This is a genomic window from Flavobacterium granuli (assembly GCF_031456055.1).
In the GTDB taxonomy this organism is placed as follows: domain Bacteria; phylum Bacteroidota; class Bacteroidia; order Flavobacteriales; family Flavobacteriaceae; genus Flavobacterium; species Flavobacterium granuli_A.
In genome coordinates this window covers 126,014-151,876 of record NZ_JAVDTX010000008.1, presented here as the reverse complement: position 1 = coordinate 151,876, position 25,863 = coordinate 126,014, and the positions used below count along the sequence as shown (strand labels likewise).

Here is a 25,863-nt window from a genome sequence, read left to right as displayed (position 1 = left end):
AAATGAGTTCTTTTAAATGAGAATTTATAGTTTTTTTATGTCAATTTCAAACAAAGAATTAAAAGTGTCGAATACCATTTCGGCATTTTTTTTTCTGGTTTTTACTATAATTTTTCCAATTGGTAAATTTGTTTCCTCATTTATTTCCATTTCTTGAGAAGTAATATCCAATTTTTTTTCTTTGATCACTCGCATCACTTTATTCATGTTTTTATAATCAAATGAAATTTGAAAAGGAACGTCAATTGTTCTTTCGATAATTTCACAAGATTCTAATGTGATTTGTGCCGAAGTTTTGTAAGCCGAAATTAATCCGCCGACTCCTAATTTTATTCCACCATAAATTCGAACCACAACAACAAGTATATTAGTAAGTCCGAATGATTGTATTTGACCATAAATAGGAGCTCCCGCAGTATTGCTTGGTTCGCCATCATCATTGGCTCTGTATTGAATATTTTCGGTTCCTATTTGATAGGCATAGCAATAATGTACGGCGTGTGGATGTTGTTTTTTTAAGATTTCTATAATGGGCTTCACTTCCTCCTCTGACTCAATCGGATAAGCATAACCGAAGAATTTGCTGCTTTTTTCCTTGAATAAAGATTCTTCAGAGGGAAATGCAATGGTATTGTAGGTGTCTTTAATTTCCAAAAGGGGATTCTTCTAAATTATTTTTTTTTCAAACAAATCAACTACATCTTCTTCACCCACTTGTAAATTCCAAACAGGAAGGCCAAGTGCTAATGCGGCATCAGTATTTTCTTTTTTGTCGTCAATGAACAAAGTATGTTTGGCTTGCAATCCGTTTTGATCCAATACGAAGTTGTAAACTTCTGGATTGGGTTTTCTCATTCCAATTTCAAATGAAAAATATATTTTTTCAAAACATTGGTAAAAAGAACTGTAGAATGAAGTTCCTGATTTTTGTTCAAAAGTGTCAATGTGAATGGCATCGGTATTGCTTAATAAGAATAAACGATACTTACTGGAAAGCATTTGAAGAAATTCCAATCGATACAACGGAAAGTCTGCTAATATAGAATTCCAAGCTTCGCGAATGTCTTCGATTGAAGCATTGTTGGTGTGTTTTTGAATTCCGTTCAGGAAATCTTCTCCCGAAATAGATCCAACTTCATATTGCATATTTAATTGGTCTAAATCTTCGTTCCATTGGGAAATGCCGAGATTTTTCAAACCATCCATAGTCGCTTGTTTATCTAAATTGATAAACACATCTCCAAAATCAAAAATAATAGCATCAATCATGGTTTCTGATTATTAAAAATTCATCGGTGTCAATTACGTGTTTTTCGGAATTTGTTTTCGATATAGAAGGAGCTTTGATTCCTTTTTCTAAATTTATTTTTCCTGTAAAAACTCTAGCTTCGTCCCAAAGATTAGCTTCTATAAAGGTTTGTAAGGTTTGGAGCCCACCTTCTATTATAACAGATTGAATGTTGTGTTTGTAAAGCGAATCAACAATTTGCTTGGCTATATTTTGCTTAAAATCAATTACTTCAAAGATAGTGTTTTCTTTGAAAATAGAGTTTACGGAATTGTTAAAGACAATTGTTTTAATTTGATCATCAAAAACAGCATTCTCTTTCGGAATGCGATTATTTTGGTCTAATATTATTCGGACAGGATTGTTTCCGTGCCAATCTCTCGCATTTAGTTTGGGGTTGTCATCAATAACGGTTTGTGTCCCAACCAGAATTGCTTGTTCCTCGGTTCTCCATTTGTGAACCAATTGTCTGGAATAAGTATTGGTAATCCAAACTGGTTTTTTCTCCAATTTTTCAAGAGGAGCAATAAAACCATCTTGACTTTGAGCCCATTTTAGTAGAATATAAGGCCTTTTCTTTTGATGAAAAGTGAAAAAGCGTTTGTTGAGTTCGTTGCATTCTTCTTCCAGGATTCCAATAGTGACATGAACACCCGCTTCAATTAATTTTTTGATTCCGTTTCCGGCGACCATAATATTAGGATCTACTGTACCAATAACGACATTTGGAATCTTGTTTTTTATAATCAAATCACAGCAAGGAGGCGTTTTGCCAAAATGGCTACACGGCTCCAAACTCACATAGATAGTGGCTTTTTTTAGCAACGATTTATCCTGTACAGAATTTACTGCATTGACCTCGGCGTGGGGTTCGCCTGATTTTTTGTGCCAGCCTTCGCCTATGATTTTGCCTTCATAAACAATGACGCTTCCAACCATGGGGTTGGGATAGGTTGTTCCTAGTCCGTTTTGGGCTAGGGCTATACAACGGCTCATGTATTTTTCATGTATCTTCACTTTGCAAAAATACTAATTTTGGAATTAGGATTTAGTTTTCAAACTTAGGATGTTTTCCCATTTACAATCTCTATTTTTGTGTGCAGAATTAATAATTAGAACATTTTATGGACAATTGGATTATTAGAAAAATACAAAAAGAAGACAATCAATCGGTTGCTCAATTAATAAGAGATGTTTTTGATGAATTGAATATCCCGAAAGTAGGAACGGCTTATGAAGATCCGTATCTTGATTTGATGTTTGAAGAATACAATAAGCCAAGATCCGTTTATTATGTAGTAGAAAGTGATGGACGAATCGTTGGTTGTGCAGGAGTGGCGCCACTGGCAAATGAAGCAGCCATTTATTGTGAATTACAAAAAATGTATTTCCTGCCAGAAACCCGTGGAAAGGGAATTGGAAGTCAAATGATGGAGCAATGTTTACAAAGCGCTCGTGAATTTGGTTTCGAAAAATGTTATCTGGAAACAATGCCTTTTATGTTGGATGCCCAAAAGTTGTATAAAAAAGTAGGTTTCGAAAATATTTGTTCTCCAATGGGAAGTACAGGTCATACAAGTTGTCCGGTTTGGATGCTTAAAGATTTGGCACTCTAGCCACCGAAAGGGAACTGAAAAAAATAAAGATGAAAATAAAAGAATACAGAACTCAATTTATTCAAGCGCTTACTTCTATGTATGGGGAAGGAGAGGCGGAGAGTTTTTTCTATTTGATATTGGAAGAAAAGCAGCAACTGAAAAGAATTGATTTGGCTTTGCATCCGGATTTGGAAATTTCGGAGGAAGAAATTTGGGTTTGGAATTCGATTTTGGAACAATTGAAATTAGAAATTCCGATTCAATATTTGTTAGGGAAAACGAGTTTTTATGGATTGGATTTTGAAGTCAATGCCAATGTTTTGATTCCGAGGCCGGAGACGGAGGAATTAGTAGATTGGATTGTTTCCAATGTTCTAAAAAATGGAAGGTCTAAGGGTCTAAAAATTCTCGACATTGGGACAGGAAGCGGATGTATCGCAGTTTCGCTAGCTAAGAATCTCCCGAATGCGGAAGTTTTTGCAATTGATGTTTCTGAGAAAGCTTTGGAAACTGCCAAGAAAAATGCCAAGCTGAATGAAGTGGAAGTTACTTTTATTTCCCAAAACATTCTTGAAACGCTAGATTTAGGACAAGAGTTTGATATTATTGTTTCGAATCCGCCATATGTTCGGAATTTGGAAAAAGAAGAAATTAAGAAAAATGTTTTGGACAATGAACCTCATTTGGCTCTTTTTGTGGAAGATAACGATGCCTTAATTTTTTATAGAAAAATAGCCGAATTGGCTCAAAAAAACCTTTCGGATTCAGGACAGCTTTATTTTGAAATCAATCAATATTTGGGTCAGGAAATGGTTGATTTACTTAAATTAATGAATTTCAAAAATATAGAATTACGTAAAGATATTTACGAAAACGACAGAATGACGAAGGCAGATTTCAGATAACAGGTTTCAGATAGCAGAACGCAGAATTTAGTTGGCAGATTACAGATTTTAGATAGCTGAGAAGGTCGGAAACAGATTTTAAATCAATTAAACTTATCAGGATTAGTCATCATATAATTCAATAGTTTTCCAACTTCAAGACTGTTTGAAGTCAAGCCGTCAAAAGTTTCTTGGTTTATATATTCACAAGCAAGAGAATATTCCAGCCAAGATTGGGTTTCTGAATTTTCGGCATCACTATCTGTGAGTTTAGAAATAAAATGATTCACATATCTTCTTTTTCTCGTAGCCTCAGCAATATTTACCGAAACACTTCTCGAAGAACGTCTAATTTGATCTGTTAATGAGTATTTCTCTTCGGTCGGAAAACCTTTTGAAATATTGAAAATTGACATTCCTAATTCAAATGATTTTTTATAAGCCAATAAATCTTGAAATCTCATATTGTTATTTGAGGTTAGTTATTTAGCAATTCTGCAATCTAATTTTTATAATCTAAAACCTGACATCTATTTTCTGCGTTCTGCAATCTTAATTCTGCCTTCTGAAACCTGCTATCTGAATTCTTATTCATAACGCAACGCCTCAATAGGATCCAAGTTTGCCGATTTAACTGCAGGATACAAACCAGAAACGAGCGCCACGATAAAGCTTACGATAAACGCCGCCATCATTGCTCCCCAAGGAATCACAAAAACAAAGTCCATCGCTGTCGAAAGCCCAAAACCGATTAAGATTCCAAAAATAATTCCAACCAAACCGCCTATTTGTCCAATCAGCAATGTTTCTATGAAAAACTGAAAGGCAATAGTTGTTTTTTTGGCACCCAACGCTTTTCGGACACCGATTTCGCGGGTACGTTCGGTTACCGAAACAATCATGATATTCATCAAGGCGATAGACGACCCAAGTATGGTAATAATCCCGATGAGCCACGATGCAAGCCCAAGATATTGGGTGATGCTCAGGATTCGGTTAATCAAATCATCGCTTCGCACTATGCCGAAATTATTGTCTTTTATAGGGCTTAATTTTCGGACTCTACGCATAGTACTGTTCGCGTTGTCAATAGCTTGGTCCAATAATTCTTTTTTGCCAACCATAACACTCAACGTATAGTTGATATTGGGAGCTGTAAACAGGGAACGGGCAACTTGTATTGGAATCAAAACCCTTAAATCCTGGCTGTTCCCAAAGGTGGAGCCTTTTTCTTTTAGCATACCAATCACTTTAAATTTCGCACCTCTTATGGAAAGGGTTTTGCCAATCGGGTTCACGTCTTTTAGAATTCCTTTTTTAAAATCAGAACCTACTACGCAAGTATAAGTGTTGTTGGAAACGTCAAAATTGGTAAAATTTCTCCCCATATCGGTTTCAAGTCCCGAGTTGGTCAAAAAATGTTCATCAACACCCAAAACACTTATTTCGGGATCCGTTTTCAAGGCTTCGTATTTTACTTCGGCAGTCGATGTCGCGGTAAAAGACAGCGACGTTTCGGTCAATGGGTAATTGTATTTATTCTTGAAAGCCACGGCCTCAGGATAGGAAATAATAGGATTTATGATTTCGCGTTCCCCGCCACCGCGTCTTCTGGAGTTGCTTTCGTATTGATTAATGTTGAAAGTATTGGCTCCCATTGAAGCAAAATCGGAGGACAGAGTATTCTCCAGCGCCGCAACAACAGTCAGGATTCCAACTAAGGCAGTTATACCAATGGCAATAATCATTACCGTCAAAATGGTTCGCAACAATTGAGTTCGGATGGAACCAAAAGCGATTCGGATATTTTCTTTGAATAATTTTAGCATCATAGTCGTTTGACACGAAAATACAATTTTTGTTACAAATTCCATTTGAGAAATTCCTCTAAATGTTTTTTAGGAGCTATTTCCAGCTGTCCACTATATCTGTTGTCCCGAACCCCGGGACAACAGGATGCCGTTTCCATCTGGGCTAGGGCATTCCGTCATTAAAGAAGCTTTAAAATTAAATCACAAATTTTTCAAAAGGAATTATTTTAAAAGTAAGATATTTGCAGTGAGAATTAGGAATTTTAAATTACGAATTACGAGTTACGAATTATGGTTTTGAGTAAATCGCTTTTTTTGAAGTTTAAAATCCGTAATTCGTAATTTAAAATTCATAATTGATGAAACCGAGTATTCCAAAAGGAACCAGAGATTTTTCACCTGCTGAGGTGGCAAAAAGACAATACATTATCCAAATCATAAAAAGCAATTTCGAAAAATTTGGATTCCAACCCATAGAAACTCCTTCATTCGAAAACTCCGAAACCTTAATGGGGAAATACGGGGAAGAAGGCGACCGATTAATTTTTAAGATATTAAACTCAGGAGATTTTTTGGCAAAAGCCAATGAGACTCACCTAGAAGCCAAAGACAGCACACGATTAACATCAAGTATTTCTGAGAAAGCCTTGCGTTATGACTTAACTGTTCCATTTGCACGTTATGTAGTGCAACACCAAAACGAAATCGAATTTCCGTTCAAAAGATACCAAATACAACCTGTTTGGCGTGCCGATCGTCCTCAGAAAGGGCGTTTCAGAGAATTTTTTCAATGTGATGCCGATGTTGTAGGATCTAAATCTTTGTGGCAAGAAGTAGAGTTGGTACAATTGTACGATTCTGTTTTTACTGCTTTGGGTCTTGAAGGCGTTACCATTAAAATCAATAACAGAAAAATACTTTCCGGTATTGCTGAAGTAATTGGTGCATCGGATAAATTGATTGACTTTACGGTAGCCTTGGACAAATTGGACAAAATAGGCGAGGACGGCGTGAAGAAAGAAATGATCGAAAAAGGAATTGCTGAAGAAGCGATTGCCAAAGTACAGCCGTTATTCAATTTCACGGGAACCATCTCTGAGAAAATCGAAAAGCTTTCTGTTTTACTTTCTGCATCAGCCGAGGGAATGAAAGGTGTTGAAGAACTGCGTTTCATTTGTGACAATGTGATCAATTTAGGATTGTCAACGGCAAGTTTGGATTTGGATGTAACATTGGCAAGAGGACTGAATTATTATACAGGAGCTATTTTTGAAGTAGCTGCTCCAAAAACCGTTGCTATGGGTTCCATCGGTGGTGGTGGTCGTTATGATGATTTGACCGGTATCTTTGGTTTGAAAAATATGAGTGGAGTAGGGATTTCTTTTGGACTTGACCGAATCTATTTGGTGGTCGAAGAGTTAGGATTGTTCCCAGAAGCGGTAACTTCTACTTCAAGAGCATTGTTTATCAATTACGGTGAGAAAGAAGCTTTTTATTCGATGAAAGCCATCAAAGAATTGCGTACTTCAGGAATAAAAGTAGAATTGTATCCTGATAATGCCAAGGTCGCCAAACAATTCCAACACGCCGACAAACGATTCATTCCTTATGCGGTAATCGTGGGCGAGGAAGAAATGAATGACAATCAATATAGTTTAAAAGATTTAGTTTCTGGAGAACAGAAAAAAGTAAGCTTAGAAGAGCTGAAAGTGATTTTAAAATAAAGAAAATTAAATACTGAAAAAAGCGATTGTTGAATAGGTAATGCTATTCGCAATCGCTTTTTTTGTTGATGTATTTTAAAGAGTTGAGACCAGAATTGGTATTGAACTTTATTTCACAGAGAAACGCGAAAAAGTCGCAAAGTTTCACAAAGTTTTTTACTCAATCTGAAGAATTCTCTCTGTTCTCTGCTTTCTACTTTCTGCCTTCTGCCTTCTGCCTTCTGCCTTCTGCTCTCTGCGAACTTTATTTCAGCAGGTCTTTGTATATTTTATTCTCCAGCTTTAACGCATTTAGTTCTTCCTGCACCGCTTTCAATTCTGTTTCCAAAGCAATTTCTCTGGGAGTTGCAAAAGGAATTGGTAATCGCGAAGCCAGATCGGCAAGGAGATTACGGTTTATAGCCAATGATATTTTCCAGAGAATACCAAATTGAAGCGACTCCTGTACCATATATCCGGTAGCCGTACTATCGGCAACACCCAATTCTCGGGCTACTGCAGCCCTGTTCACGCCGTGCTTGGCAAAATACTGTCTTAAAAACTTACCAATATGCGGATATGAAACTGAACCCTGAGTTTGATATTTTTTTACCAATGCTTTCATAAATAAATGTTTGTATTCATTTCAAAAATAGCAATTAAATTATAAATTGTTAGAATTTTCCTTATTTTTTACAAACACCACCGTTCTAAAAGCCTGCTTTGGATTAACAGAAAGCACGTGATCGTAGCTTTAACCTAAGGGAGCGTAGGTTTATGCTAAGTCAACGTAGGTTTAACCTAAGTAAGCATAGGTTTATGCTAAGCCAACGTAGGTTTAACCTAAGTGAGCGTAGGTTTATGCTAAGCCAACGTAGGTTTAACCTAAGTAAGCGTAGGTTTATGCTAAGACAACGTAGGTTTATACTACGATAACGTGCCTTTATGACAAGTAAACCTAGCTTTGTGACAAGTCACGGTAGTTTAATGCTAAGACCACCTATCTTTATGACAAGTCCGCGAAGCTTTATGCTAAGCAGGCTTAATAAAAGTGAAAGCACAGCTAGTGTGACGGAAATGTAGTAAGCCAAATTTTTTGCTGCCATTTTATTTTTAGCGCTAATTACGGGAAACCGTATAGCATATTAAAAATGGTCTTGTAAGTTTGGTCCTTGCAGCAACAAACGAAATGAATTTTCACCAAGCTACCCGGTTTTGGGGGTATATGCGCTATATTGTTGCGGCTGTATATTAGTTATGCTATACCTTGAAGAAAACAACTAACCATATTATATGCAATTAAGAAAAGGTAAAACGAAAACACTTTTAGAAAGTTCAATTGATTGTGCTTTATTATCAGTAGAAATTTATAATAAGCCAAGAGCGCCATTCAGAGTAGAAAGTTTTATCACTCATATGATTATGTCGTGGACAAGGCTTTTACAAGCACATTTTAATCATACAATTGGAGAGACTTTTTTTTACAAAGAAACTAACGGAAGGTTTAAAATAATTGATGGAGAAAAAAAGGCTTGGGAATTAAAAACCTGTATACAGAAATATGGAGCGCTTTCAGAAGGAGTAAAATCTAATCTTGAATTCTTCATAAAACTTCGAAATAAAATTGAACACAGAACAATATCCAAAGACGAAATTGGACTGATGATTTTTGGAGAATGTCAATCTCTTTTGTACAATTATGAGAATGAATTAATAAAACTATTTGGTTCTGAATATGCAATAAATGAAAGTTTAGCTTATTCACTACAGTTTTCAAGGTTGAGAACAGCAAAACAAGTCGAAGCAAATAAACAATTATTATCAACCGAAGTTAGAGAAATTAAAGATTTTATTGAGAAATATAGATTAAACATTAAAGAAAGCGTATTTAACACTCAGGAATTTAGTGTAAAATTAATCCAATTGCCAAAAATTGCTAACACAAATAGAAATGATTTGGCAATTGAATTTGTTAATTGGAATTCAATTTCAGAAGATGATAGGATTAGTTATGAAAAAATAACTGCATTGATAAAAGATAAAGTTCAGAAAACAGAAGTTATAAATCCTGCTAAATTAAAACCAGGAGCAATAGTAACTTTTGTAAATGAAAATTACCAAAATAATTTTAATCATTACGATCATAAATGTTTGCTCTATATATTTTCAATTAAACCAACAAAAGAAGATGGTAATAACATTGACCCATTTGAAACTAACACTAAATATTGTCATTATGATGAAGCTCATAATGATTATTTATTTCAAGAAGAATGGAGTAATTTCATATTAAGCAATATAACTAGTGGTATGTTAACTCGAGAAATTTGGAAAACAAATTTTGACAATAAAATCAAGCTTGAAATAAGTAATTATGAAATCGAATAGAAAAGGCAATCCCATAACAACACTACAACGGATTTGGGCAATAGGCTTAATAGGAAGTTGGTTTTGTATTTGGGATGATTTGGCAAATCCGAATAATGGATTTAATTTAGTTCCAAACTGTTAGCTGTTATGCTTAAAAAAATAATATAGTATTATGAACTTACGCTTATTTTTTCTGTTAATTATTCTTGAATCACTTTTTGTGGTTGTTGGAGGTTTTGGGCTTATTTTATTTTTCTTTCTTTATTTTGGTTCGGGTGCTGGAGCAAGTTCTGATAAAGCTATATTGACTGAAAATGTGGCGTTCATAATTCTACCTTTATTGCCATTGCTTTTTGGAGTTTTTAAATACAAAACTTTAACAGAAAAATTAAAAGCCAAAAGTTATTTATACTCTGGTTTGCTAGTGACAATAGTTAGCGGAATATATTTTGGACTGGATATGTAAAAAAAGAAACTTAAATGAAAAACACGCAGCTAAGTAATTTAAAACTTGTAGTATCAGGACTTTTGATTGTCAACGTACCTGTGTTAATTGTTATTTTTTCTTCAATTTATTTTCTATCAGAACTTACAAAGTTTAATTTCACAGAACTTGTAATAATTAGTTGCTCTATTGGATGGATTTTTTGGGAGTTTGCTTCTAGATATTGGATAAAATGGTCTCTCTCAAGAGCTGTAGAAAAAGAACGTTTACTAAAGATTGGAATATCTAGTCTTGTTCTTTGGAAAAGTGACATAAAGAAAATTGAAAAAATACATTCAAAACTTAAAGAGGAAACAAAATAAGACAGTTAATGGCTTTTTTGAGTTAAGGCATATTTAATAAGGCAATCTAATATGGTTGCCTTTTTTTATGGAATAAATTTAGCCTGGCTCAACATCCAGTTGTAGATTTTGTCTTCTCTAAAATAATGCTCCACACTGCCGTGATTTCCACCTTTAACAACGGTAAAGGTGAGGTTGGCATTGGGATTACAAGTCTGGATGGCTTTGACCATTTTTCTGGATTCCGATAATGGAACTATATAATCTTTGTTTCCGTGAATAACCCACAAAGGAACTGTTGCTAGGTTGCAGGCGTCTTTTGTGTTCCCGCCTCCACAAATGGCAACTGCTGCAGTAATTTTATCGGGATATTTGCCCGCAAAATCAAAAGTACCGTATCCGCCTAAGCTCATTCCGCAGACATAGACCCTCGATAAATCGGTATTGTAATTGTTTTGCACATATTCCAAAAGCTTTAAGAGCTTGTCCGGATCCCAAGCACCGTGAGCTACTTGTGGTGCAATAACGATGGCTGGAATTTCTTTTCCTTTTTCGATGGCACGAATTATACCGTAGCGTTTTACTCGATCCAAATTGGTTCCAGAGAGGCTTTTTCCATGTAAAAATAAAATGATAGGCGCTTTTTTGTCCAATACGTCCTGACTGGGTAAATTAATCCAGAAAGGGTATTCGGTTTGGTCTGTGATGGCTTTTAGTTGCGCTTGTGCAGTAGGAATGGCACAAAGCATAAGTAGGTAAAATAAAATATAAAATCGCATTAGTTTGGGGGTAATGTTTTGAATTGGGGCCGCAAAATACCTTTTATAATTTAAGGAGGCAACTTTTTACGGTTAAAAATAAAAAAGCAAAATAGAGTGAATATTACAAGTTTTGGTGTCAATTGTATAATGTTTTTGGAGTACTGTAGAACCACCTTTGCCTCAAGAAATAACATAATTCTTAAAATAACATAAAATGAAAAATAAAATTTTACTATTCACCTTTGCGATACTATGTGTTGCATTTATTTCTGGCTGCGAAAAAGATGATTTTGAAGAAGTCGTTGGGGTATGTCCCATAGTGGCGTCCACAACTCCTTTGAGCAACGCATTAGATGTTCCATTGGGACAAGTCATTACTGCTACATTCAACGAGGAAATGGATCCAAGTTCGATTACTTCAACCTCATTTACAGTTGTTGGAGTTGCCCCTTTGACAGGAACGATTACTTATGCAGATAAAACCGCAACCTTTGCACCAACAGTTCCACTATTAGAAAACACTACTTACACGGCTAAGATTACCACAAAAGTCAAAGACTTGATGGGTAATTTTTTGCAAGTTGAGTATGTATGGGTATTCTCGACAGGTACAATTTTAAGACCAGTAGTCATTACTGCAGACCCTATTAATGATGCCATAGCCGTGCCGTTGAATAAAACAATTTCGGCAACTTTTAATATGGCGATGAATTCATCAACATTAAATAGCACTACTTTCAAAGTAAATCAAGGCGTTAATGTTGTAACTGGAGTTATTACCTATGCAGGATCGACGGTATCTTTTGTTCCGACAAGTCCTTTATTGCCTAATAAAATCTATACAGTAACGATAACTACGGGTGCAAAAAACTCACAGGATACCGCAATGGCAGCAGATTATATCTGGAATTTTACAACAGATATTGTGCCAACAGTAACTATTACAGATCCTGTTAATAATGCAATTAATGTTGCTTTAAATCAAACGGTGACCGCTGATTTTAGTATTCCAATGGATGTGGCTACAATCAATGCAACCACATTTACTTTGAAACAAGGAACAACTACAATTCCGGGGACAGTTATTTATTCTGGTACAACAGCTTCGTTTAAACCAACAAATTCATTAGTATTAGGAACGGTTTACACCGCAACAATTACAAATGGTGCAAAAAGTGTAGCCGGAACGTCATTGGCTAGTGACTATGTTTGGAGTTTTACTACTATAGCAACACCTCCTGCGGCAATAATCATAAATCTTGGAACAGCAGCTATGTTTGGAGCTTTTGGTGGAAACGCCGGGGTAACAAACCAAGGATTGAACACAGTAATAAACAATGGAAGCATTGGGTCGACCGCAGCTTCAACCCTTATTACAGGATTTCATGATGGACTTGTAATTTATACAGAGACTCCTCTAAATGTTGGAAATGTTACAGGTGACATATTTACTGCACCTCCAGCTCCGGGAACAGCCACATCATTTGCAACAGCACAACAAGGATTACTTGATGCAAATGCAGCATATTTAAGTATCTCTCCTGCATCAAAACCAGGCGGTTCAGATCCTAATGCAGGTGAATTGGGAGGGTTGACATTAGCTCCGGGAGTTTATAAATCAGCCAGCGGTACTTTCAAAATCAGTAATGGAGATCTTACGCTTGACGCAAAAGGAGATCCGAATGCGACTTGGATTTTTCAAACTGCATCATCACTTACTGTTGGAATTGCAGGTCCTACAGGAGCCAAAAGCATAATAATGAAAAACGGTGCACTAGCCAAAAATGTGTTTTGGTATGTGGGTAGTAATGCAACTATTAATGGTGCAGGTGGCGGAACGATGGTTGGAACCATTATTGCGAACTCTGGTGTTACTTTTTCTACTGCCGGGAATGCAAGTCAAACAGTACTCAACGGAAGAGCAATATCGTTAGTTGCATCTGTTACCATGGTAAATACAACTATTAATGTACCATAAATAACATTGCTAAACTTTATAATCCCGTTTTCGGACGGGATCTTTCTCAACAAAAAATAACATATAAACAGACATAAAATGAAAACTAAAATTAGTTTTAAAACGGAATTATTTACAACGTGGATTTCAGAGAATCTTCTCTTAAACACTCTTTTCTTATTGACATTGTTGTGCTTGAGTGCTCAAACAAAGCTTCATGCGCAAGAGGTTAATTATACAAAACCTTCTTGGTATTTTGGTGTTGCAGCAGCCACCAACTATAGTTTTTACCGTGGCTCGACACATCAGCTTAATTCGAGTTTAACTCCTCCGGTAACTTTTCATAATGGAGAAGGAGCAGGACTTTATTTGGCACCAGTTATTGAATATTATAAACCAAATACAATATTGGGATTTATGTTTCAGGCAGGTTATGACAGTAGAAAAGGATCGTTTGATCAGAAAATGAGTCCTTGTAATTGCCCAGCAGATTTATCTACAGAATTAAGTTATATCACTGTAGAACCGAGTATTCGTATTGCGCCTTTTAAATCTAATTTTTATATATACGGAGGGCCACGTTTGGCTTTCAATGTGGATAAATCATTTAAATATCAGTTAGGAATTAATCCTGCTTATCCCAATCAAGAGGCTACGCCTGAGGTAAGAGGTGATTTTGACAATGTTGACGAAACGCTTATTTCTATGCAAGTTGGAGCAGGGTTTGATATTCCGTTATCATCACAAAAACATAAAACACAATTTCTTTTGTCTCCGTTTGTGAATTTTCAACCTTATTTTGGGCAACATCCACGTTCTACAGAAACTTGGAGTTTAAGTACTCTTAGGGTAGGTATGGCACTTAAATTTGGACAAGGAAGTAAAGCAGAAGCTCCTGAAGCGGTAGAATCTCAAGTTCAGTTTTCGGTATATGCGCCTAAGAACATTCCGGGAGAACGTAACGTAAGAGAGGTATTTCCATTGAGGAATTATGTTTTTTATGATTTGGAATCAAATAAAATACCAAGTCGTTACAAATTATTGCAAAAAGAGAATGCAAAAGATTTCAATGAAGATCAGATAGGAGTTACGGCAACTGTAAATCCATCAGGTCGTTCTGCACGACAAATGACGGTTTATTATAATGTAATCAATATTCTTGGGAATCGAATGGTAAAATATCCTTCAACTACTATTACACTTGTTGGTTCTTCAGAAAAAGGATCAGAAGATGGTGTTGTTATGGCCGAATCTATCAAAACGTATTTGGTAAATGTATTCGAAATAAAATCGTCAAGAATAACTACTAAAGGCCAGCTAAAACCTAACATTCCATCTGAGCAACCTGGAGGGACAAAAGAATTGGAATTACTTCGCGAGGGAGATCGCAGAGTTTCGATCGAAAGTAATTCACCTGAATTATTGATGGAATTTCAAGTTGGTCCAGATGCTCCATTAAAACCATTAGAATTTGTCACTGTTCAGGAAGCACCTATAGATAGTTATATAACTATTGATGCAACTGGCGCAGGACAAGCGTATTCTTCATGGTCTTTGGAAACTACTGATCCAGACGGACAAATGAAAACTTTTGGTCCTTATACTAAAGAGAAAGTAAGTATTCCTGGTAAAAGTATTATGGGAACTCGTTCTGAGGGTGATTACAAAGTAAAAATGATTGGGAAAACCAAAAGCGGCAAAATTGAAGAAAAAGTAACCACTACTCACATGGTGCTTTGGACTCCGTCTAAAACAGAAGAAGGACTTAGATACAGCATAATTTTTGAATTTAATAAATCAAAAGCAATTGCTATGTATGAAAAATATTTGACAGAGGTGGTTACGCCTAAAATACCTAAGAACGGAGTAGTTATCATTCATGGTCACACCGATATTATTGGTGAAGAGTCTTATAATTCAAATTTGTCTTTGGATAGAGCCAATGAAGTGAAAAGCATTATCGAAAAAACATTATCACAATCTGGACGAAAAGATGTTACATTCAAAGTGCATGGTTATGGTGAAGATGAGAGTGCATCTCCTTTTGAAAACAAACTTCCTGAAGAACGTTTTTACAACCGTACGGTAATAATTGACATTATTCCTGCTGCTAAATAAAAAAAAGCAATATACCCGTGAATACTCTTTTAGAGTGTAAAAAGACAGGAAATTTAAGTCCTGTCTTTTTTTTGTTTAAATATGTATTAAAAACAATTTTAATCACTAAATTTTTTATTTCTCCGGTTCTAAACCACCAACTTCATTGATTTGGTCAAGTATGTTAGTTTGGTTGGGTGAAATGTAGTTTTTTACTTCGCTGGCATTTTCTTTCTTAAAAAGAAGGTCTAAAGCATTGTACAGTCTTAATAAAACCTCTCGATCTTCTTTCTCAATTTCTAAAGCTGTATTAAAAGTGAAAACATAATTGTTAGAATTGCGAACTTCTACTTTTATCGTTTTTGGTGTGATTTTAAATTTGACTATATCCATATGATTCCATTGCTCTTTTAGGTATTTGATATTTTCTTATCAAGTTCCGTTTTTCTAATATATTGTTTGCCGAAAATACTATTTTGATTTGATGTAAACAATTGTATAAGTACATTAAATTCTTTCTCTGTATTCAAAGAAAGGTGTTCTAAAAGAATGTTTTTTAGTCCGAACAACTCTGTCTGCTTTGGAAACTAACAATATAGACGAAAAACTTGATTTCATTTATATCTTTTCCGATTAAAGCTCCTATCTCGATTTATAAAATTTCTCACTCCTTTTCATCGCTCTTAGGGGTGAGTTTGATAGTTACGATGAGGTGAAATCCAATAAAAAACCCTTAAACAATTGATGTTTAAGGGTTTGTTTCTTGTAGCGAAGACGGGAGTTGAACCCGTGACCTCAGGGTTATGAATCCTGCGCTCTAACCGACTGAGCTACCTCGCCATATTTGGGATATATCCTATCCCTGAATGCGGGTGCAAATATAAAACAATAATTAGAGTTTGCAAGCGAAAAGCAACAAAAAATATTTTTTTTTGAAAACGTTTTTTTATTGGAGTAATAATCTATATATTCGAAAAAAAATAAGTGATATTCATGGATTTAAAAGTGCGTTACGAAATCGAATTCCCCATAAATTCCTCTCCCCAATTGTTGTACCAATATATTTCGACACCTTCGGGCTTGTCTGAATGGTTTGCTGATAATGTAAATTCTCGTGGTGAGTTTTTTACTTTTATCTGGAATGACTCCCAAGAGAAAGCAAGATTGGCATCCAAAAAATCGGGTGAGAAAGTGAAATTCAAATGGGTTGACGACAATAATAAGGATACCGAATATTTTTTTGAATTGAATATTTTAGTGGATGAGCTTACCAAAGATGTTTCTTTAATGGTTGTTGACTTTGCTAGGAAAGATGAGGTTGAAGAAGCAACTCAGTTATGGGAAAACCAGATTTCAGACCTAAAACATGTTATAGGTTCGGTGTAGCAGAATTGTATATTATAACTTATATTTGTCACGCCTTTTGGCGTGACTTTTTTTTATATATAGTATGATAAATTTTAATGGTGCAATAGTATCCGAGGATGCAAATATTTTAGTTCAAAATAGAGGGTTTTTATATGGTGATGCGGTTTTTGAAACTGTGAAAATTGTAAATGGAAAAATCCTGTTTTTAGAAGATCATTACTTCAGGTTGATGTCTTCCATGCGTGTGGTTCGAATGGAAATCCCAATGGATTTTACGATGGAATACCTAGAAGAGCAAATTATTACTTTGGTCAAAAATAATAATGTTGAATCATCTTCTAGAGCTAGAATTACGGTTTATAGAAATGACGGAGGATATTATTTACCGCAAAACAATACCGTTTCCTTTTTGATACAAGCTATTCCGCTTGAAAATACCGCATATTTTCTTCGTGAAGGCGAGTATGAAGTCGATTTGTTCAAGGATTTTTATATCACAAAACAATTATTGTCCTCAATTAAAACGACAAACCGTTTGATAAATGTAACTGGAAGTATTTATGCTAACGAAAACGGATTGGATAATTGTATTCTATTAAACGATACTAAAAATGTTGTTGAGGCTTTACAGGGCAATATTTTTATGTTAAAGGATAATAGGTTAGTCACTCCTCCGGTTTCGGAAGGTTGCTTAAATGGAGTAATGAGAAAACAAATTTTGGGGTTGGCTAAAAAAATAAGCGGTATTGAAGTGGCAGAGGAAATTATTTCGCCTTTTGATCTTCAAAAAGCGGATGAATTGTTTGTAACGAATGTTATTAAAGGTGTGCAACCAATTACAAAATACAGAAAAAAAGAATTCTCTATTGAAATTTCTAAAACGTTAGTTGCAAAATTAAATGAATCTTTAAACTTAGTTTAAATATGGATTTTCGGGAGCGTTTGACCAAATAAGGTATTCGCCTCCCAACTCTATGATTTGCTCTTTCCAGAAATGAGTAGTTGGTTTCCCAATTATTTTATTCTCATAATTGTTTTTGGTAATAATCCAGGAATTGGTTTCCATTTCTTTTTCAAGTTGTTGCTCTTCCCATCCAGTATAACCCAAAAAGAAACGGATGTTCTCTTTTTTTATCTTGCCTTTATTGATTAGATCTTTTGTTGATTCAAAATCACCACCCCAATAAATCCCATTGGATATTTCTATACTATTGGGTATAAGGTCAGGAATATTGTGTATGAAATAAAGGTTGTCCTGTTCTACTGGACCGCCATTGAAAATCTTAAAATTGGCATTTATTTCGGGAATCAAATCATTGATGGAATATTTCAAAGGTTTGTTCATAATAAAGCCTACTGAGCCATCTTCGTTATGATCTGCCAAGAGGATTACTGATCGATTAAATGACAAGTCTCCAATTATTGATGGTTCAGCAATAAGTAAATATCCTTTTTTTAATTTTTCTGAAATCATAAGGCTATATTTTTAATTAAATTTAAGAAAAATTAAATTCACTAACCAAACTTTTTCGATTTTAATCGTTAAAAAGCAAAAAAAAACCTTCCAATCGGAAGGTTTAATTATATAAGATAAACTATGATTAGTTTACTGCTCCTTCTAAATCAGCTCCAGCTTTGAATTTTACAACATTTTTTGCAGCGATTTTAATAGTTTTTCCAGTTTGAGGATTTCTTCCGTCTCTTGCAGCTCTTGAAGATACTGACCAAGATCCGAATCCTACTAAAGATACTTTACCACCTTTTTTCAAAGTTCCACCTACATTTCCTAAAAATGATTCTAATGCCAATTTTGCAGCAGCTTTAGTAATTCCTGCATCAGCAGCGATAGCGTCGATTAATTCTGATTTGTTCATAATAATTTGATGTTAATTGTTGGTTAAAATAATTGTTAATTAGAACAAAATTAACAGGAAATACGGTCTTTGCAAGTGTTTTATACATTTTTAGTGTATTTTGTTAATAACTTACAATCTTTGTTCATAAAGTAGGCTAAAATTCCGAGAAAAACAGCACTTAACTCCTGCTGTCATTGGTATTAATAGGCTTTTGTACTTTCTGAAAAAGTAATACCATTTAATAATTCTGCAGTAGTCATTTTCTTTTTTCCTGGAAATTGAAGAGACATTATTTGAATATAACCTTTATTTACTGCTATTTTCATTTCTTTTTTGGTACATATTATGTTTCCAATAGGATATGTATGTTCTTCAATAATAGCTTTGGTTTCGTAGATTTTTACATTCCACTCTTCGCCTTTGTCGCCAAAAAAACACCAAGCAGCAGGGTAAGGACTTAAACCTCGAATCAAATTGTAAATTTCTGTGATTGATTTTGACCAATCAATTTTGCAATTTTCTTTATTTAGCTTGTATGCTGTTTTGATATCTGATGAATCATTCTGAATCGTGGTTGTAGCGTTTCCACTTTCAATCACTTTCAAAGTCTCTATTACGGTATCGCATCCTAAAAGCATTAATCTATCGTGTAATTGTCCTGCATTTTCGGTGTCATCGATTGCTGTTTCAGAGCTTAAAATCATCGCTCCAGTATCTATTTTATCATCGATAAAAAAAGTAGTCACGCCAGTTTTGGTTTCTCCATTGATAATTGCCCAGTTAATTGGTGCGGCTCCTCTATAATTGGGAAGTAAGGAAGCGTGCAGATTGAATGTCCCCAAGGATGGCATCTCCCATACTACTTTTGGCAACATTCGAAAAGCAACTACGATTTGTAGATTAGCGTTCAGTGATTTTAATTCTTCAAGAAAGCCATCGTCTTTTAGATTTGTAGGCTGCAATAGGTTTAATTTTTTTTCTAATGCATATTCCTTTACTGCCGAATATTTCAGTTTTTGACCTCGACCGGCAGGTTTGTCCGCTGCGGTGATTACACCTACTACTTCATAGTTGTTTTTGATTATGGTGTCTAGAATGCCAACGGCAAATTCTGGAGTTCCCATAAATATAATTCTTAATTTTTCCATTAGGCTTTTAAAGTGTATTTATTGTTTTTTTGAATTATTAAAAGATCATCTTCCAATAATTCTTGCAGTACAAAGATAATATCGTCGGCGGTATTTTTTGTTTTCTCTTGGATTTCTCTTGAATTTAAATCTTCAATTTGCAATAAAGTCATGATTTTTTTGGAAAGTGCATTGTAGTCTTTCTTTGGTTTGGAAAGCGTTATGCAATAAGAACAAATGCCGCAATTGTCTTTCGCTTTTTCTCCAAAATATTCTAAAATCATTTTACTTTTGCAAACATTCTTTTCCTTTACATAATTCAAAACCGATTGCAGTTGTTCTTTTTTGAGTTCGTTTTGTCTTATTAAATATTTAGAGACTTTATTAATTGTTCTTTCATCTTCCCGAATTTCATTGAATATTAAAGTTGCATCATTGTTTTTAGAATGGTATTCTATAATTTCTTTGTCTTTTAGTTTGTGTAATACTGCTAGTATTTCGGCTTCAGAATGATTGGATTTTTTGGCAATCATTGGCAAATTGAAAGCAGTCTGCATCTCATAGACACCAGGGTAAGTCCTTAGAATAGTTAGAATAATTTCTTCATCATTAGGATTCAAACTCGTATAGCGTATAACTTCTTTGGATGGAATTAAAAATTGCAATGTGATTTTTTCTGAAAATTCTTGAGACAAAGTCAAAACACCTTGACCGTCTAAAAAACGCATTGCATTGAATGTTTTTAATGCTGGAAACCCATATTTCAAACAAAAATGATGTAAATTAAAAGTGAATTCCTCGTTAATTCCTTCTCCGTAGGCAATCTGAAAGTAATTGCAGAGTTTGACAAACATAGTGTTCAAAAAAGCTTTGTCTGGCAAAACGTTTATAAATTGATTTTCGGTTTGAATGATATCTGTTGGACTAGTTAATAAAACAGCATATGCTTTTTCGCCGTTTCTTCCGGCACGACCCGCTTCCTGATAGTAATTTTCAATGTTTTCCGGTAACTGAATATGGATAACGGTTTTAACATTAGGTTTGTCAATTCCCATTCCAAAGGCATTTGTGGCAACGATAACCTGCGCTTTTTCTTCCATCCAAAGCTGCATGTTTTTGTCTTTTTCTCTAGAGGTAAGTCCACCGTGATAATAAGTGCTTTTAAATCCTAACGTTTGCAATTGAGCCGAAATGTCCAAACACGATTTTCTGTTTCGAACATATATAATAGAAGGCTGAGGGTTTTTTTTAAGAATTTGCTGAATTCGAAAATGCTTGTCTTCCACTTCAAAAACCATATAGGCTATATTCTTTCTGGCAAAAGATTTCTCAAACTGCTTAGGATTGTGCATCCCCAGTTCGGTAATAATATCCTCTTTTACTCTTGGAGTGGCTGTAGCCGTCAAAGCCAAAAATGGAACTTTTGGGAAATAAGTTTTCAATGCCGAAATCTTCAAATAGGCTGGACGAAAATCATGTCCCCATTGTGAAACACAATGTGCTTCGTCAATAGTTATTAAGTTTATGGGAAGATTTTTTATACGTTCCAAAATCCAATCCGATTGCAAGCGCTCCGGAGAAACATACAGAAATTTATAATTCCCAAATTGGCAATTGTCCAGCAAGTCAATCATTTCCTCAGATCGAATACCTCCGGTCAAAGCAATGGCTTTAATTCCTCGGTTTTGCAAATTGGTAACTTGGTCCTTCATCAAAGCAACCAATGGAGAAATAACCAAACAGATTCCTTCTTCCATCAGGGCTGGCACTTGGAAACAAATTGATTTCCCGCCTCCAGTTGGCATCAAAGCAAAAGTATCCTGACCACTTAAAACGGAATCAATAATTTCTTTTTGTAGTGATCTAAATGTATTATGCTGCCAATATTTTTGAAGAATTGCTAATGCTTCTGGCATTATTTCTAGTTTAGATTTTTAATTATTTACAATCTTGATTTTCAATAAATTGCTAAATTTTATCTAATATAAAAAGAATTCTGTTATCTACACTATCTTTTGGCACTTCAATTAGATTGTAGCCATAATCTGTGTAGGTTTTTGTAAGGTGTTTGTAGATGGTTTTTGCTTGCTCAAAGTTTTCATAGCGCTCACTGTCGCTTTCATAAATCTCCTCCCAAGGCGGAAGCATAAATATTTTGGTATATACATTTTCACGACAAGCACTATCAAAATGCTCAGGAAAATCATCACCAATATAGTCTAGGTAAGCCACGACATCCGGAATTCCGCGGTCAATAAATACCCATTTGTGTGGTTCATTTTGGGCATTATTAAATTGTTTTATTCTGCCGTCAAGCAACATTTGGCTAAACAATAAAGGGTCTTCCAGAAACAATTGTTCAATACCTCTTTTTTGGGCTTCAAGTGTAACTTCACGAGAAATTTCTGGATAACAACAATAACCTTTCGTTTCCAGACTTTTAATAATAGAACTTTTCCCAGTACCAGGGCCGCCAATGATAACAATAATTTCTTTCTGCACTTTCTCTAATTAAGCGGCAAAAATACTCAAACTTATTGGAAATTAAAAAGTTTATTGATTGCTAATTACAGTTCAATATAAAGGAGCGAAAGATGGAGCTTTTTTAGGAAAAATGGTTCCTGCTGTCCGCTGTATTCCATCCCGTAGAAAAAACGGGATGGGATGCCGCTTCCATCAGGGCTAAAGGGGAGATATAGTGAATTTTTGGAAGCATAACTTCGATTGAAATTCCTCTTAGAAATAAAAGAAAAATGTTAGTTTAGCACTTATTGTCCCATAAATCTTTAAACCCATACTTATAATTCCTAAATCTAAAATCTAAAATCTAAAATCTAAACCGTATATTTGCCTTTATTTTTAATTTAAGAATGGACAACGATAAAGAAAATAAAGCTGCAGAGTTCTATGAAAGGCTAAAGATTGAGTTGGACAACAGTAATTCTTGGCCAGCAGAATATTTGTTTAAATTTATAGTTCCCACTACCGAGGAAAATATCCAAAAAGTGGAGAATGCTTTCAACTGCATGGGAGCTGTAATCAGAACAACAAAATCCAAAACTGGAAAATTTACCAGTGTTTCGGTAGATGTCACTGTCAAAGATTCGCAAGAAATAATAGATAAGTACCAAGAATTATCCACAATAGAAGGTATAGTTTCCTTATAATTATGATCGAAAAATATAAAAAAGAAAACGCGAACGATGTTGTTTTCAATTTGGAATACAATTCCGAAAGAGAACATTTAATCATTCCGGAATATGGTCGTCATTTGCAAAAATTGATCGAGCAGGCAACTGTTATTGAAGATGAAGTTGAACGCAACAAAACGGCAAAATATATCATTCAGGTAATGGGAAGTTTGAATCCTCACTTGAGAGACGTGCCCGATTTTCAGCACAAACTTTGGGATCAGCTTTTTATCATGTCTGATTTTAAGTTAGTAGCCGATTCACCTTATCCAATTCCGTCAAGAGAAGTATTGCAACTCAAACCCGATGTTTTAAAATACCCTCAGAACTACCCAAAATACAGATATTATGGGAATAACATCAAATACATGATTGATGTAGCCAATAAATGGGAAGAAGGAGAAATGAAAAGTGCATTGGTAAAAGTAATTGCCAATCACATGAAAAAATCCTATTTGAGCTGGAATAAAGATACCGTAAAAGATGATGTAATTTTCGAACATCTTTATGAATTGTCAGATGGGAAGCTGAATTTACTGCAAAGTTCAGAAGAATTATTAAACACCACCGATTTACTTAGAACGAATAAAAGGATTTCTAATAAAATTGGCCCTGCTGGACAACCAAAAATTCAAAGCAATAAGAATAATAATAAAACGGGGAAACCAAAACCGTTCCAAAAAAAGTAAATTAAACAAAGTTGCTAAGAAACTAAGAAATTAAGCTGAAAAGCTTAAAAAAAACTTAGAATCTCAGTTTCTTAGAATCTTAGAATCTAAAAATAAATACATGGAAGTTTTCAAAATAGAAGGAGGAGTTCGTCTAAAAGGGGAAGTAATACCGCAAGGAGCGAAAAATGAAGCATTACAAATTTTGTGTGCTGTGCTTTTAACGCCAGAAAAAATAACAATCAACAATATCCCAGATATTATCGATATCAACAAATTGATAAAACTTTTGGGGAATTTGGGAGTTAAAATAGAGAAACTAGGACATGGTTCTTATACTTTCCAATCAGATGAGGTGAATGTTGAATATCTAGAAACTGAAGCTTTCAAGAAAGAAGGTGGTTCTCTTCGTGGTTCTATTATGATTGTTGGACCGCTTTTGGCACGTTTTGGAAAAGGATATATCCCGAAACCAGGTGGTGACAAAATTGGACGTAGAAGATTGGATACCCATTTTGAAGGATTCATCAATTTAGGGGCTAAATTTAGATACAACAGAGAAGACCATTTTTATGGTGTAGAAGCTCCAGAGGGACTTGTTGGTGCAGATATGTTATTGGATGAAGCGTCTGTAACAGGAACTGCCAATATTGTTATGGCTGCTGTTTTGGCTAAAGGAAAAACAACAGTTTACAATGCTGCTTGTGAACCTTATTTGCAACAACTTTGCAAAATGTTGAACTCTATGGGAGCTAATATTACTGGAGTTGGATCTAATTTATTAACTATTGAAGGAGTTGAAAAACTTGGAGGTTGTGTTCATAGAATTTTACCGGATATGATTGAAATTGGTTCTTGGATTGGTCTTGCGGCTATGACAAGAAGTGAAATTACAATCAAAGATGTAAGCTGGGAGAATCTAGGAGTGATTCCAAGTGTGTTCAGAAAATTAGGAATTACATTGGAGAAAAGAGGAGATGATATTTTTATCCCAGAACATAAAGATGGATACGAAGTAAAAACTGATATCGATGGTTCAATTCTTACTATCGCCGATGCACCTTGGCCAGGATTCACACCCGATTTATTGAGTATTATATTGGTAGTAGCTACACAAGCCAAAGGTGATGTTTTGATTCACCAAAAAATGTTTGAAAGTCGCTTGTTCTTTGTCGATAAATTGATTGATATGGGAGCGAAAATTATGTTGTGTGATCCGCATAGAGCTGTGGTTATTGGGCATGATTTTAAATCTACTCTAAAAGCGACAACAATGTCTTCTCCTGATATTCGTGCAGGAATCTCATTGTTGATTGCAGCACTTTCTGCCAAAGGAACCAGCACAATCCAAAATATTGAGCAAATCGATAGAGGATATGAGCGAATAGACGAGCGTTTAAGAGCAATAGGAGCAAAAATAGTTCGAGAAAAACAATAAGAAATAACAATTTTAAAATCGCTTAAATAAATTTAATTTTCTCCTGAAAATAATTTCTTTAAGCGATTTTTAGCATAAAAAAGTGAAATATGTCTAATGAGGAGAAAGCAATAAAGGCGACCTATTTTAGTATAATTGGGAATACTTCTTTGGCCCTTATAAAAGGGGTGGCTGGCTTTTTTGGGAACTCGTATGCCTTAGTTGCAGACGCTATAGAATCTACAACTGATATTTTTGCTTCTCTTTTGGTTCTTTTTGGTATAAAATATTCCAGTAGGCCCGCTGATGACAATCATCCATACGGACACGGTAGAGCAGAACCATTGATTACTTTTTTGGTAGTAGGTTTTTTGATTACCTCGGCTACAATAATAGGGTATGAGAGTATTATTAATATTCAAACTCCTCACGAATTGCCAAAGTCATGGACACTTTATATACTTGGCGCTATTATTCTTTGGAAAGAATATTCGTTTCGATTGGTGATGAAAAGAAGTAAAGAAACCAATAGTTCTTCTCTTAAAGCGGATGCTTGGCATCACAGAAGCGATGCGTTAACGTCGGTTGCTGCATTTATTGGGATTTCGACAGCATTGTTTTTAGGGAAAGGATATGAAGCGGCCGATGATTGGGCTGCCTTGTTTGCATCAGCTTTCATTTTGTATAATAGTTACCTAATTTTTAGGCCGGCACTTGGCGAAATCATGGACGAACATTTGTACGACGATTTGGTTGAAGAAATCAGAGAAGTTTCTCATCAAGTGGATGGAATCATTGATACCGAAAAATGTTTTATCAGAAAAGCAGGAATGAAATATCATGTTGATCTTCATGCTAGAGTAAAAGGTTCAATTACTGTAAAAGAAGGACATGATTTATCTCATTTGTTGAAAGATACACTTACTGAGAAGATACCGGAATTAGGTAATGTCTTGATTCACATTGAACCCGATTAGGAAT

29 protein-coding genes and 1 tRNA gene are annotated in these 25,863 nt (G+C 34.9%); 16 read left to right on the top strand and 14 right to left on the bottom strand.

Features of this window, described 5'->3' with window-relative positions; genetic code table 11:
• Positions 1–24 precede the first annotated feature (24 nt).
• Genes J2W95_RS16415 through ribD form a run of 3 tightly spaced genes read right to left on the bottom strand, consistent with a single transcriptional unit; the run spans position 25 to position 2,305 of the window.
• Positions 25–654 (bottom strand): IMPACT family protein, encoded by a 630-nt coding sequence (locus J2W95_RS16415; RefSeq protein WP_310008940.1) that lies wholly within the window; start codon positions 652–654, stop codon positions 25–27.
• A 12-nt stretch (positions 655–666) separates the two neighbouring features.
• The gene (locus tag J2W95_RS16410) at positions 667–1,269 is read right to left on the bottom strand and encodes an HAD family hydrolase (RefSeq protein WP_310008938.1); all 603 of its coding nucleotides are present in this window, start codon (positions 1,267–1,269) and stop codon (positions 667–669) included.
• Positions 1,262–2,305 (bottom strand): bifunctional diaminohydroxyphosphoribosylaminopyrimidine deaminase/5-amino-6-(5-phosphoribosylamino)uracil reductase RibD, encoded by a 1,044-nt coding sequence (gene ribD / locus J2W95_RS16405; protein WP_310008936.1) that lies wholly within the window; start codon positions 2,303–2,305, stop codon positions 1,262–1,264. The genes J2W95_RS16410 and ribD overlap by 8 nt, the downstream gene beginning before the upstream one ends.
• Positions 2,306–2,412: 107 nt before the next feature.
• Between ribD and J2W95_RS16400 the strand changes: the two genes are divergently transcribed.
• Together J2W95_RS16400 and prmC are read left to right on the top strand one after the other, a co-directional pair.
• Positions 2,413–2,904 (top strand): GNAT family N-acetyltransferase, encoded by a 492-nt coding sequence (locus J2W95_RS16400; RefSeq protein ID WP_310008933.1) that lies wholly within the window; start codon positions 2,413–2,415, stop codon positions 2,902–2,904.
• Positions 2,905–2,933: 29 nt separating this feature from the next.
• Positions 2,934–3,791 carry a peptide chain release factor N(5)-glutamine methyltransferase gene (gene prmC, locus J2W95_RS16395; RefSeq protein ID WP_310008931.1) on the top strand — a complete coding sequence of 286 codons (858 nt, stop codon included), beginning with the start codon at positions 2,934–2,936 and terminating at the stop codon, positions 3,789–3,791.
• An 83-nt stretch (positions 3,792–3,874) separates the two neighbouring features.
• Here prmC and J2W95_RS16390 read toward each other — a convergent pair whose 3' ends face one another.
• Both J2W95_RS16390 and J2W95_RS16385 read right to left on the bottom strand, forming a co-directional pair.
• Positions 3,875–4,234 carry a four helix bundle protein gene (locus tag J2W95_RS16390; RefSeq protein WP_310008929.1) on the bottom strand — a complete coding sequence of 120 codons (360 nt, stop codon included), beginning with the start codon at positions 4,232–4,234 and terminating at the stop codon, positions 3,875–3,877.
• Between the two features lie 123 nt (positions 4,235–4,357).
• Complete coding sequence (locus J2W95_RS16385) at positions 4,358–5,602, bottom strand: ABC transporter permease (RefSeq protein ID WP_310008927.1); 1,245 nt, start codon at positions 5,600–5,602, stop codon at positions 4,358–4,360.
• Positions 5,603–5,940: 338 nt separating this feature from the next.
• On the opposite strand from J2W95_RS16385, the gene hisS reads away from it, so the two are divergent.
• Complete coding sequence (hisS, locus tag J2W95_RS16380) at positions 5,941–7,305, top strand: histidine--tRNA ligase (protein ID WP_310008925.1); 1,365 nt, start codon at positions 5,941–5,943, stop codon at positions 7,303–7,305.
• A gap of 244 nt (positions 7,306–7,549) precedes the next feature.
• Here the strand turns inward: hisS and J2W95_RS16375 are convergent, their stop codons facing one another.
• A complete protein-coding gene (locus J2W95_RS16375) occupies positions 7,550–7,909 on the bottom strand; it encodes a hypothetical protein (RefSeq protein WP_310008923.1) in 360 nt (119 codons plus the stop codon).
• A gap of 668 nt (positions 7,910–8,577) precedes the next feature.
• Here J2W95_RS16375 and J2W95_RS16370 point away from each other — a divergent pair.
• Genes J2W95_RS16370 through J2W95_RS16355 form a run of 4 tightly spaced genes read left to right on the top strand, consistent with a single transcriptional unit; the run spans position 8,578 to position 10,461 of the window.
• Complete coding sequence (locus J2W95_RS16370; protein WP_035668549.1) at positions 8,578–9,672, top strand: DUF3644 domain-containing protein; 1,095 nt, start codon at positions 8,578–8,580, stop codon at positions 9,670–9,672.
• Positions 9,659–9,796 carry a hypothetical protein gene (locus J2W95_RS16365; RefSeq protein ID WP_310008922.1) on the top strand — a complete coding sequence of 46 codons (138 nt, stop codon included), beginning with the start codon at positions 9,659–9,661 and terminating at the stop codon, positions 9,794–9,796. The genes J2W95_RS16370 and J2W95_RS16365 overlap by 14 nt, the downstream gene beginning before the upstream one ends.
• Before the next feature lie 30 nt (positions 9,797–9,826).
• The gene (locus tag J2W95_RS16360) at positions 9,827–10,120 is read left to right on the top strand and encodes a hypothetical protein (RefSeq protein WP_310008920.1); all 294 of its coding nucleotides are present in this window, start codon (positions 9,827–9,829) and stop codon (positions 10,118–10,120) included.
• A gap of 14 nt (positions 10,121–10,134) precedes the next feature.
• On the top strand, positions 10,135–10,461 hold the full coding sequence (locus J2W95_RS16355; RefSeq protein WP_310008918.1) for a hypothetical protein: 327 nt from the start codon (positions 10,135–10,137) through the stop codon (positions 10,459–10,461).
• Positions 10,462–10,526: 65 nt separating this feature from the next.
• On the opposite strand, the gene J2W95_RS16350 is transcribed toward J2W95_RS16355, so the two are convergent.
• Positions 10,527–11,219: a carboxylesterase family protein gene (locus tag J2W95_RS16350; protein WP_310008916.1), complete on the bottom strand. Its 693-nt coding sequence runs from the start codon at positions 11,217–11,219 to the stop codon at positions 10,527–10,529.
• Positions 11,220–11,415: 196 nt separating this feature from the next.
• Between J2W95_RS16350 and J2W95_RS16345 the strand changes: the two genes are divergently transcribed.
• Both J2W95_RS16345 and J2W95_RS16340 read left to right on the top strand, forming a co-directional pair.
• Entirely contained in the window at positions 11,416–13,179 is a 1,764-nt protein-coding gene (locus tag J2W95_RS16345) for an Ig-like domain-containing protein (RefSeq protein ID WP_310008914.1), read from the top strand.
• A gap of 78 nt (positions 13,180–13,257) precedes the next feature.
• Positions 13,258–15,276, top strand: coding sequence for an OmpA family protein (locus J2W95_RS16340; RefSeq protein WP_310008913.1), 2,019 nt, complete (start codon positions 13,258–13,260; stop codon positions 15,274–15,276).
• Between the two features lie 114 nt (positions 15,277–15,390).
• Here the strand turns inward: J2W95_RS16340 and J2W95_RS16335 are convergent, their stop codons facing one another.
• Positions 15,391–15,648 (bottom strand): hypothetical protein, encoded by a 258-nt coding sequence (locus J2W95_RS16335; RefSeq protein WP_310008911.1) that lies wholly within the window; start codon positions 15,646–15,648, stop codon positions 15,391–15,393.
• Positions 15,649–16,021: 373 nt separating this feature from the next.
• Positions 16,022–16,095 (bottom strand) — tRNA-Met (locus J2W95_RS16330).
• A gap of 153 nt (positions 16,096–16,248) precedes the next feature.
• Here J2W95_RS16330 and J2W95_RS16325 point away from each other — a divergent pair.
• Both J2W95_RS16325 and J2W95_RS16320 read left to right on the top strand, forming a co-directional pair.
• Positions 16,249–16,641, top strand: coding sequence for an START-like domain-containing protein (locus J2W95_RS16325; protein WP_310008909.1), 393 nt, complete (start codon positions 16,249–16,251; stop codon positions 16,639–16,641).
• Positions 16,642–16,705: 64 nt separating this feature from the next.
• Positions 16,706–17,545 carry an aminotransferase class IV gene (locus J2W95_RS16320; protein ID WP_310008907.1) on the top strand — a complete coding sequence of 280 codons (840 nt, stop codon included), beginning with the start codon at positions 16,706–16,708 and terminating at the stop codon, positions 17,543–17,545.
• Here J2W95_RS16320 and J2W95_RS16315 read toward each other — a convergent pair.
• From J2W95_RS16315 to J2W95_RS16295, 5 genes are all read right to left on the bottom strand, one after another.
• Complete coding sequence (locus J2W95_RS16315) at positions 17,537–18,097, bottom strand: YqgE/AlgH family protein (RefSeq protein ID WP_310008905.1); 561 nt, start codon at positions 18,095–18,097, stop codon at positions 17,537–17,539. The two genes, J2W95_RS16320 and J2W95_RS16315, sit on opposite strands and share 9 nt — an antisense overlap.
• Before the next feature lie 127 nt (positions 18,098–18,224).
• Complete coding sequence (locus tag J2W95_RS16310; protein ID WP_035637634.1) at positions 18,225–18,497, bottom strand: HU family DNA-binding protein; 273 nt, start codon at positions 18,495–18,497, stop codon at positions 18,225–18,227.
• A gap of 182 nt (positions 18,498–18,679) precedes the next feature.
• Entirely contained in the window at positions 18,680–19,627 is a 948-nt protein-coding gene (gene fmt, locus J2W95_RS16305) for a methionyl-tRNA formyltransferase (protein ID WP_310008902.1), read from the bottom strand.
• Entirely contained in the window at positions 19,627–21,522 is a 1,896-nt protein-coding gene (locus J2W95_RS16300) for a RecQ family ATP-dependent DNA helicase (protein WP_310008900.1), read from the bottom strand. The genes fmt and J2W95_RS16300 overlap by 1 nt, the downstream gene beginning before the upstream one ends.
• Before the next feature lie 52 nt (positions 21,523–21,574).
• Positions 21,575–22,108: an AAA family ATPase gene (locus J2W95_RS16295; RefSeq protein ID WP_310008898.1), complete on the bottom strand. Its 534-nt coding sequence runs from the start codon at positions 22,106–22,108 to the stop codon at positions 21,575–21,577.
• 58 nt (positions 22,109–22,166) lie between these two features.
• Here J2W95_RS16295 and J2W95_RS16290 point away from each other — a divergent pair, with 58 nt between their 5' ends.
• The 5 genes from J2W95_RS16290 to J2W95_RS16270 all read left to right on the top strand — a co-directional run bounded on the left by J2W95_RS16290 (position 22,167) and on the right by J2W95_RS16270 (position 25,859).
• On the top strand, positions 22,167–22,292 hold the full coding sequence (locus J2W95_RS16290) for a hypothetical protein (RefSeq protein WP_310008896.1): 126 nt from the start codon (positions 22,167–22,169) through the stop codon (positions 22,290–22,292).
• Positions 22,293–22,476: 184 nt separating this feature from the next.
• Complete coding sequence (locus tag J2W95_RS16285; RefSeq protein WP_310008894.1) at positions 22,477–22,773, top strand: DUF493 family protein; 297 nt, start codon at positions 22,477–22,479, stop codon at positions 22,771–22,773.
• Between the two features lie 2 nt (positions 22,774–22,775).
• Complete coding sequence (locus tag J2W95_RS16280; RefSeq protein WP_310008892.1) at positions 22,776–23,486, top strand: DUF4290 domain-containing protein; 711 nt, start codon at positions 22,776–22,778, stop codon at positions 23,484–23,486.
• A gap of 100 nt (positions 23,487–23,586) precedes the next feature.
• Positions 23,587–24,903 (top strand): UDP-N-acetylglucosamine 1-carboxyvinyltransferase, encoded by a 1,317-nt coding sequence (gene murA, locus J2W95_RS16275; protein WP_310008890.1) that lies wholly within the window; start codon positions 23,587–23,589, stop codon positions 24,901–24,903.
• 89 nt (positions 24,904–24,992) lie between these two features.
• On the top strand, positions 24,993–25,859 hold the full coding sequence (locus J2W95_RS16270) for a cation diffusion facilitator family transporter (RefSeq protein ID WP_310008888.1): 867 nt from the start codon (positions 24,993–24,995) through the stop codon (positions 25,857–25,859).
• Positions 25,860–25,863 lie beyond the last annotated feature (4 nt).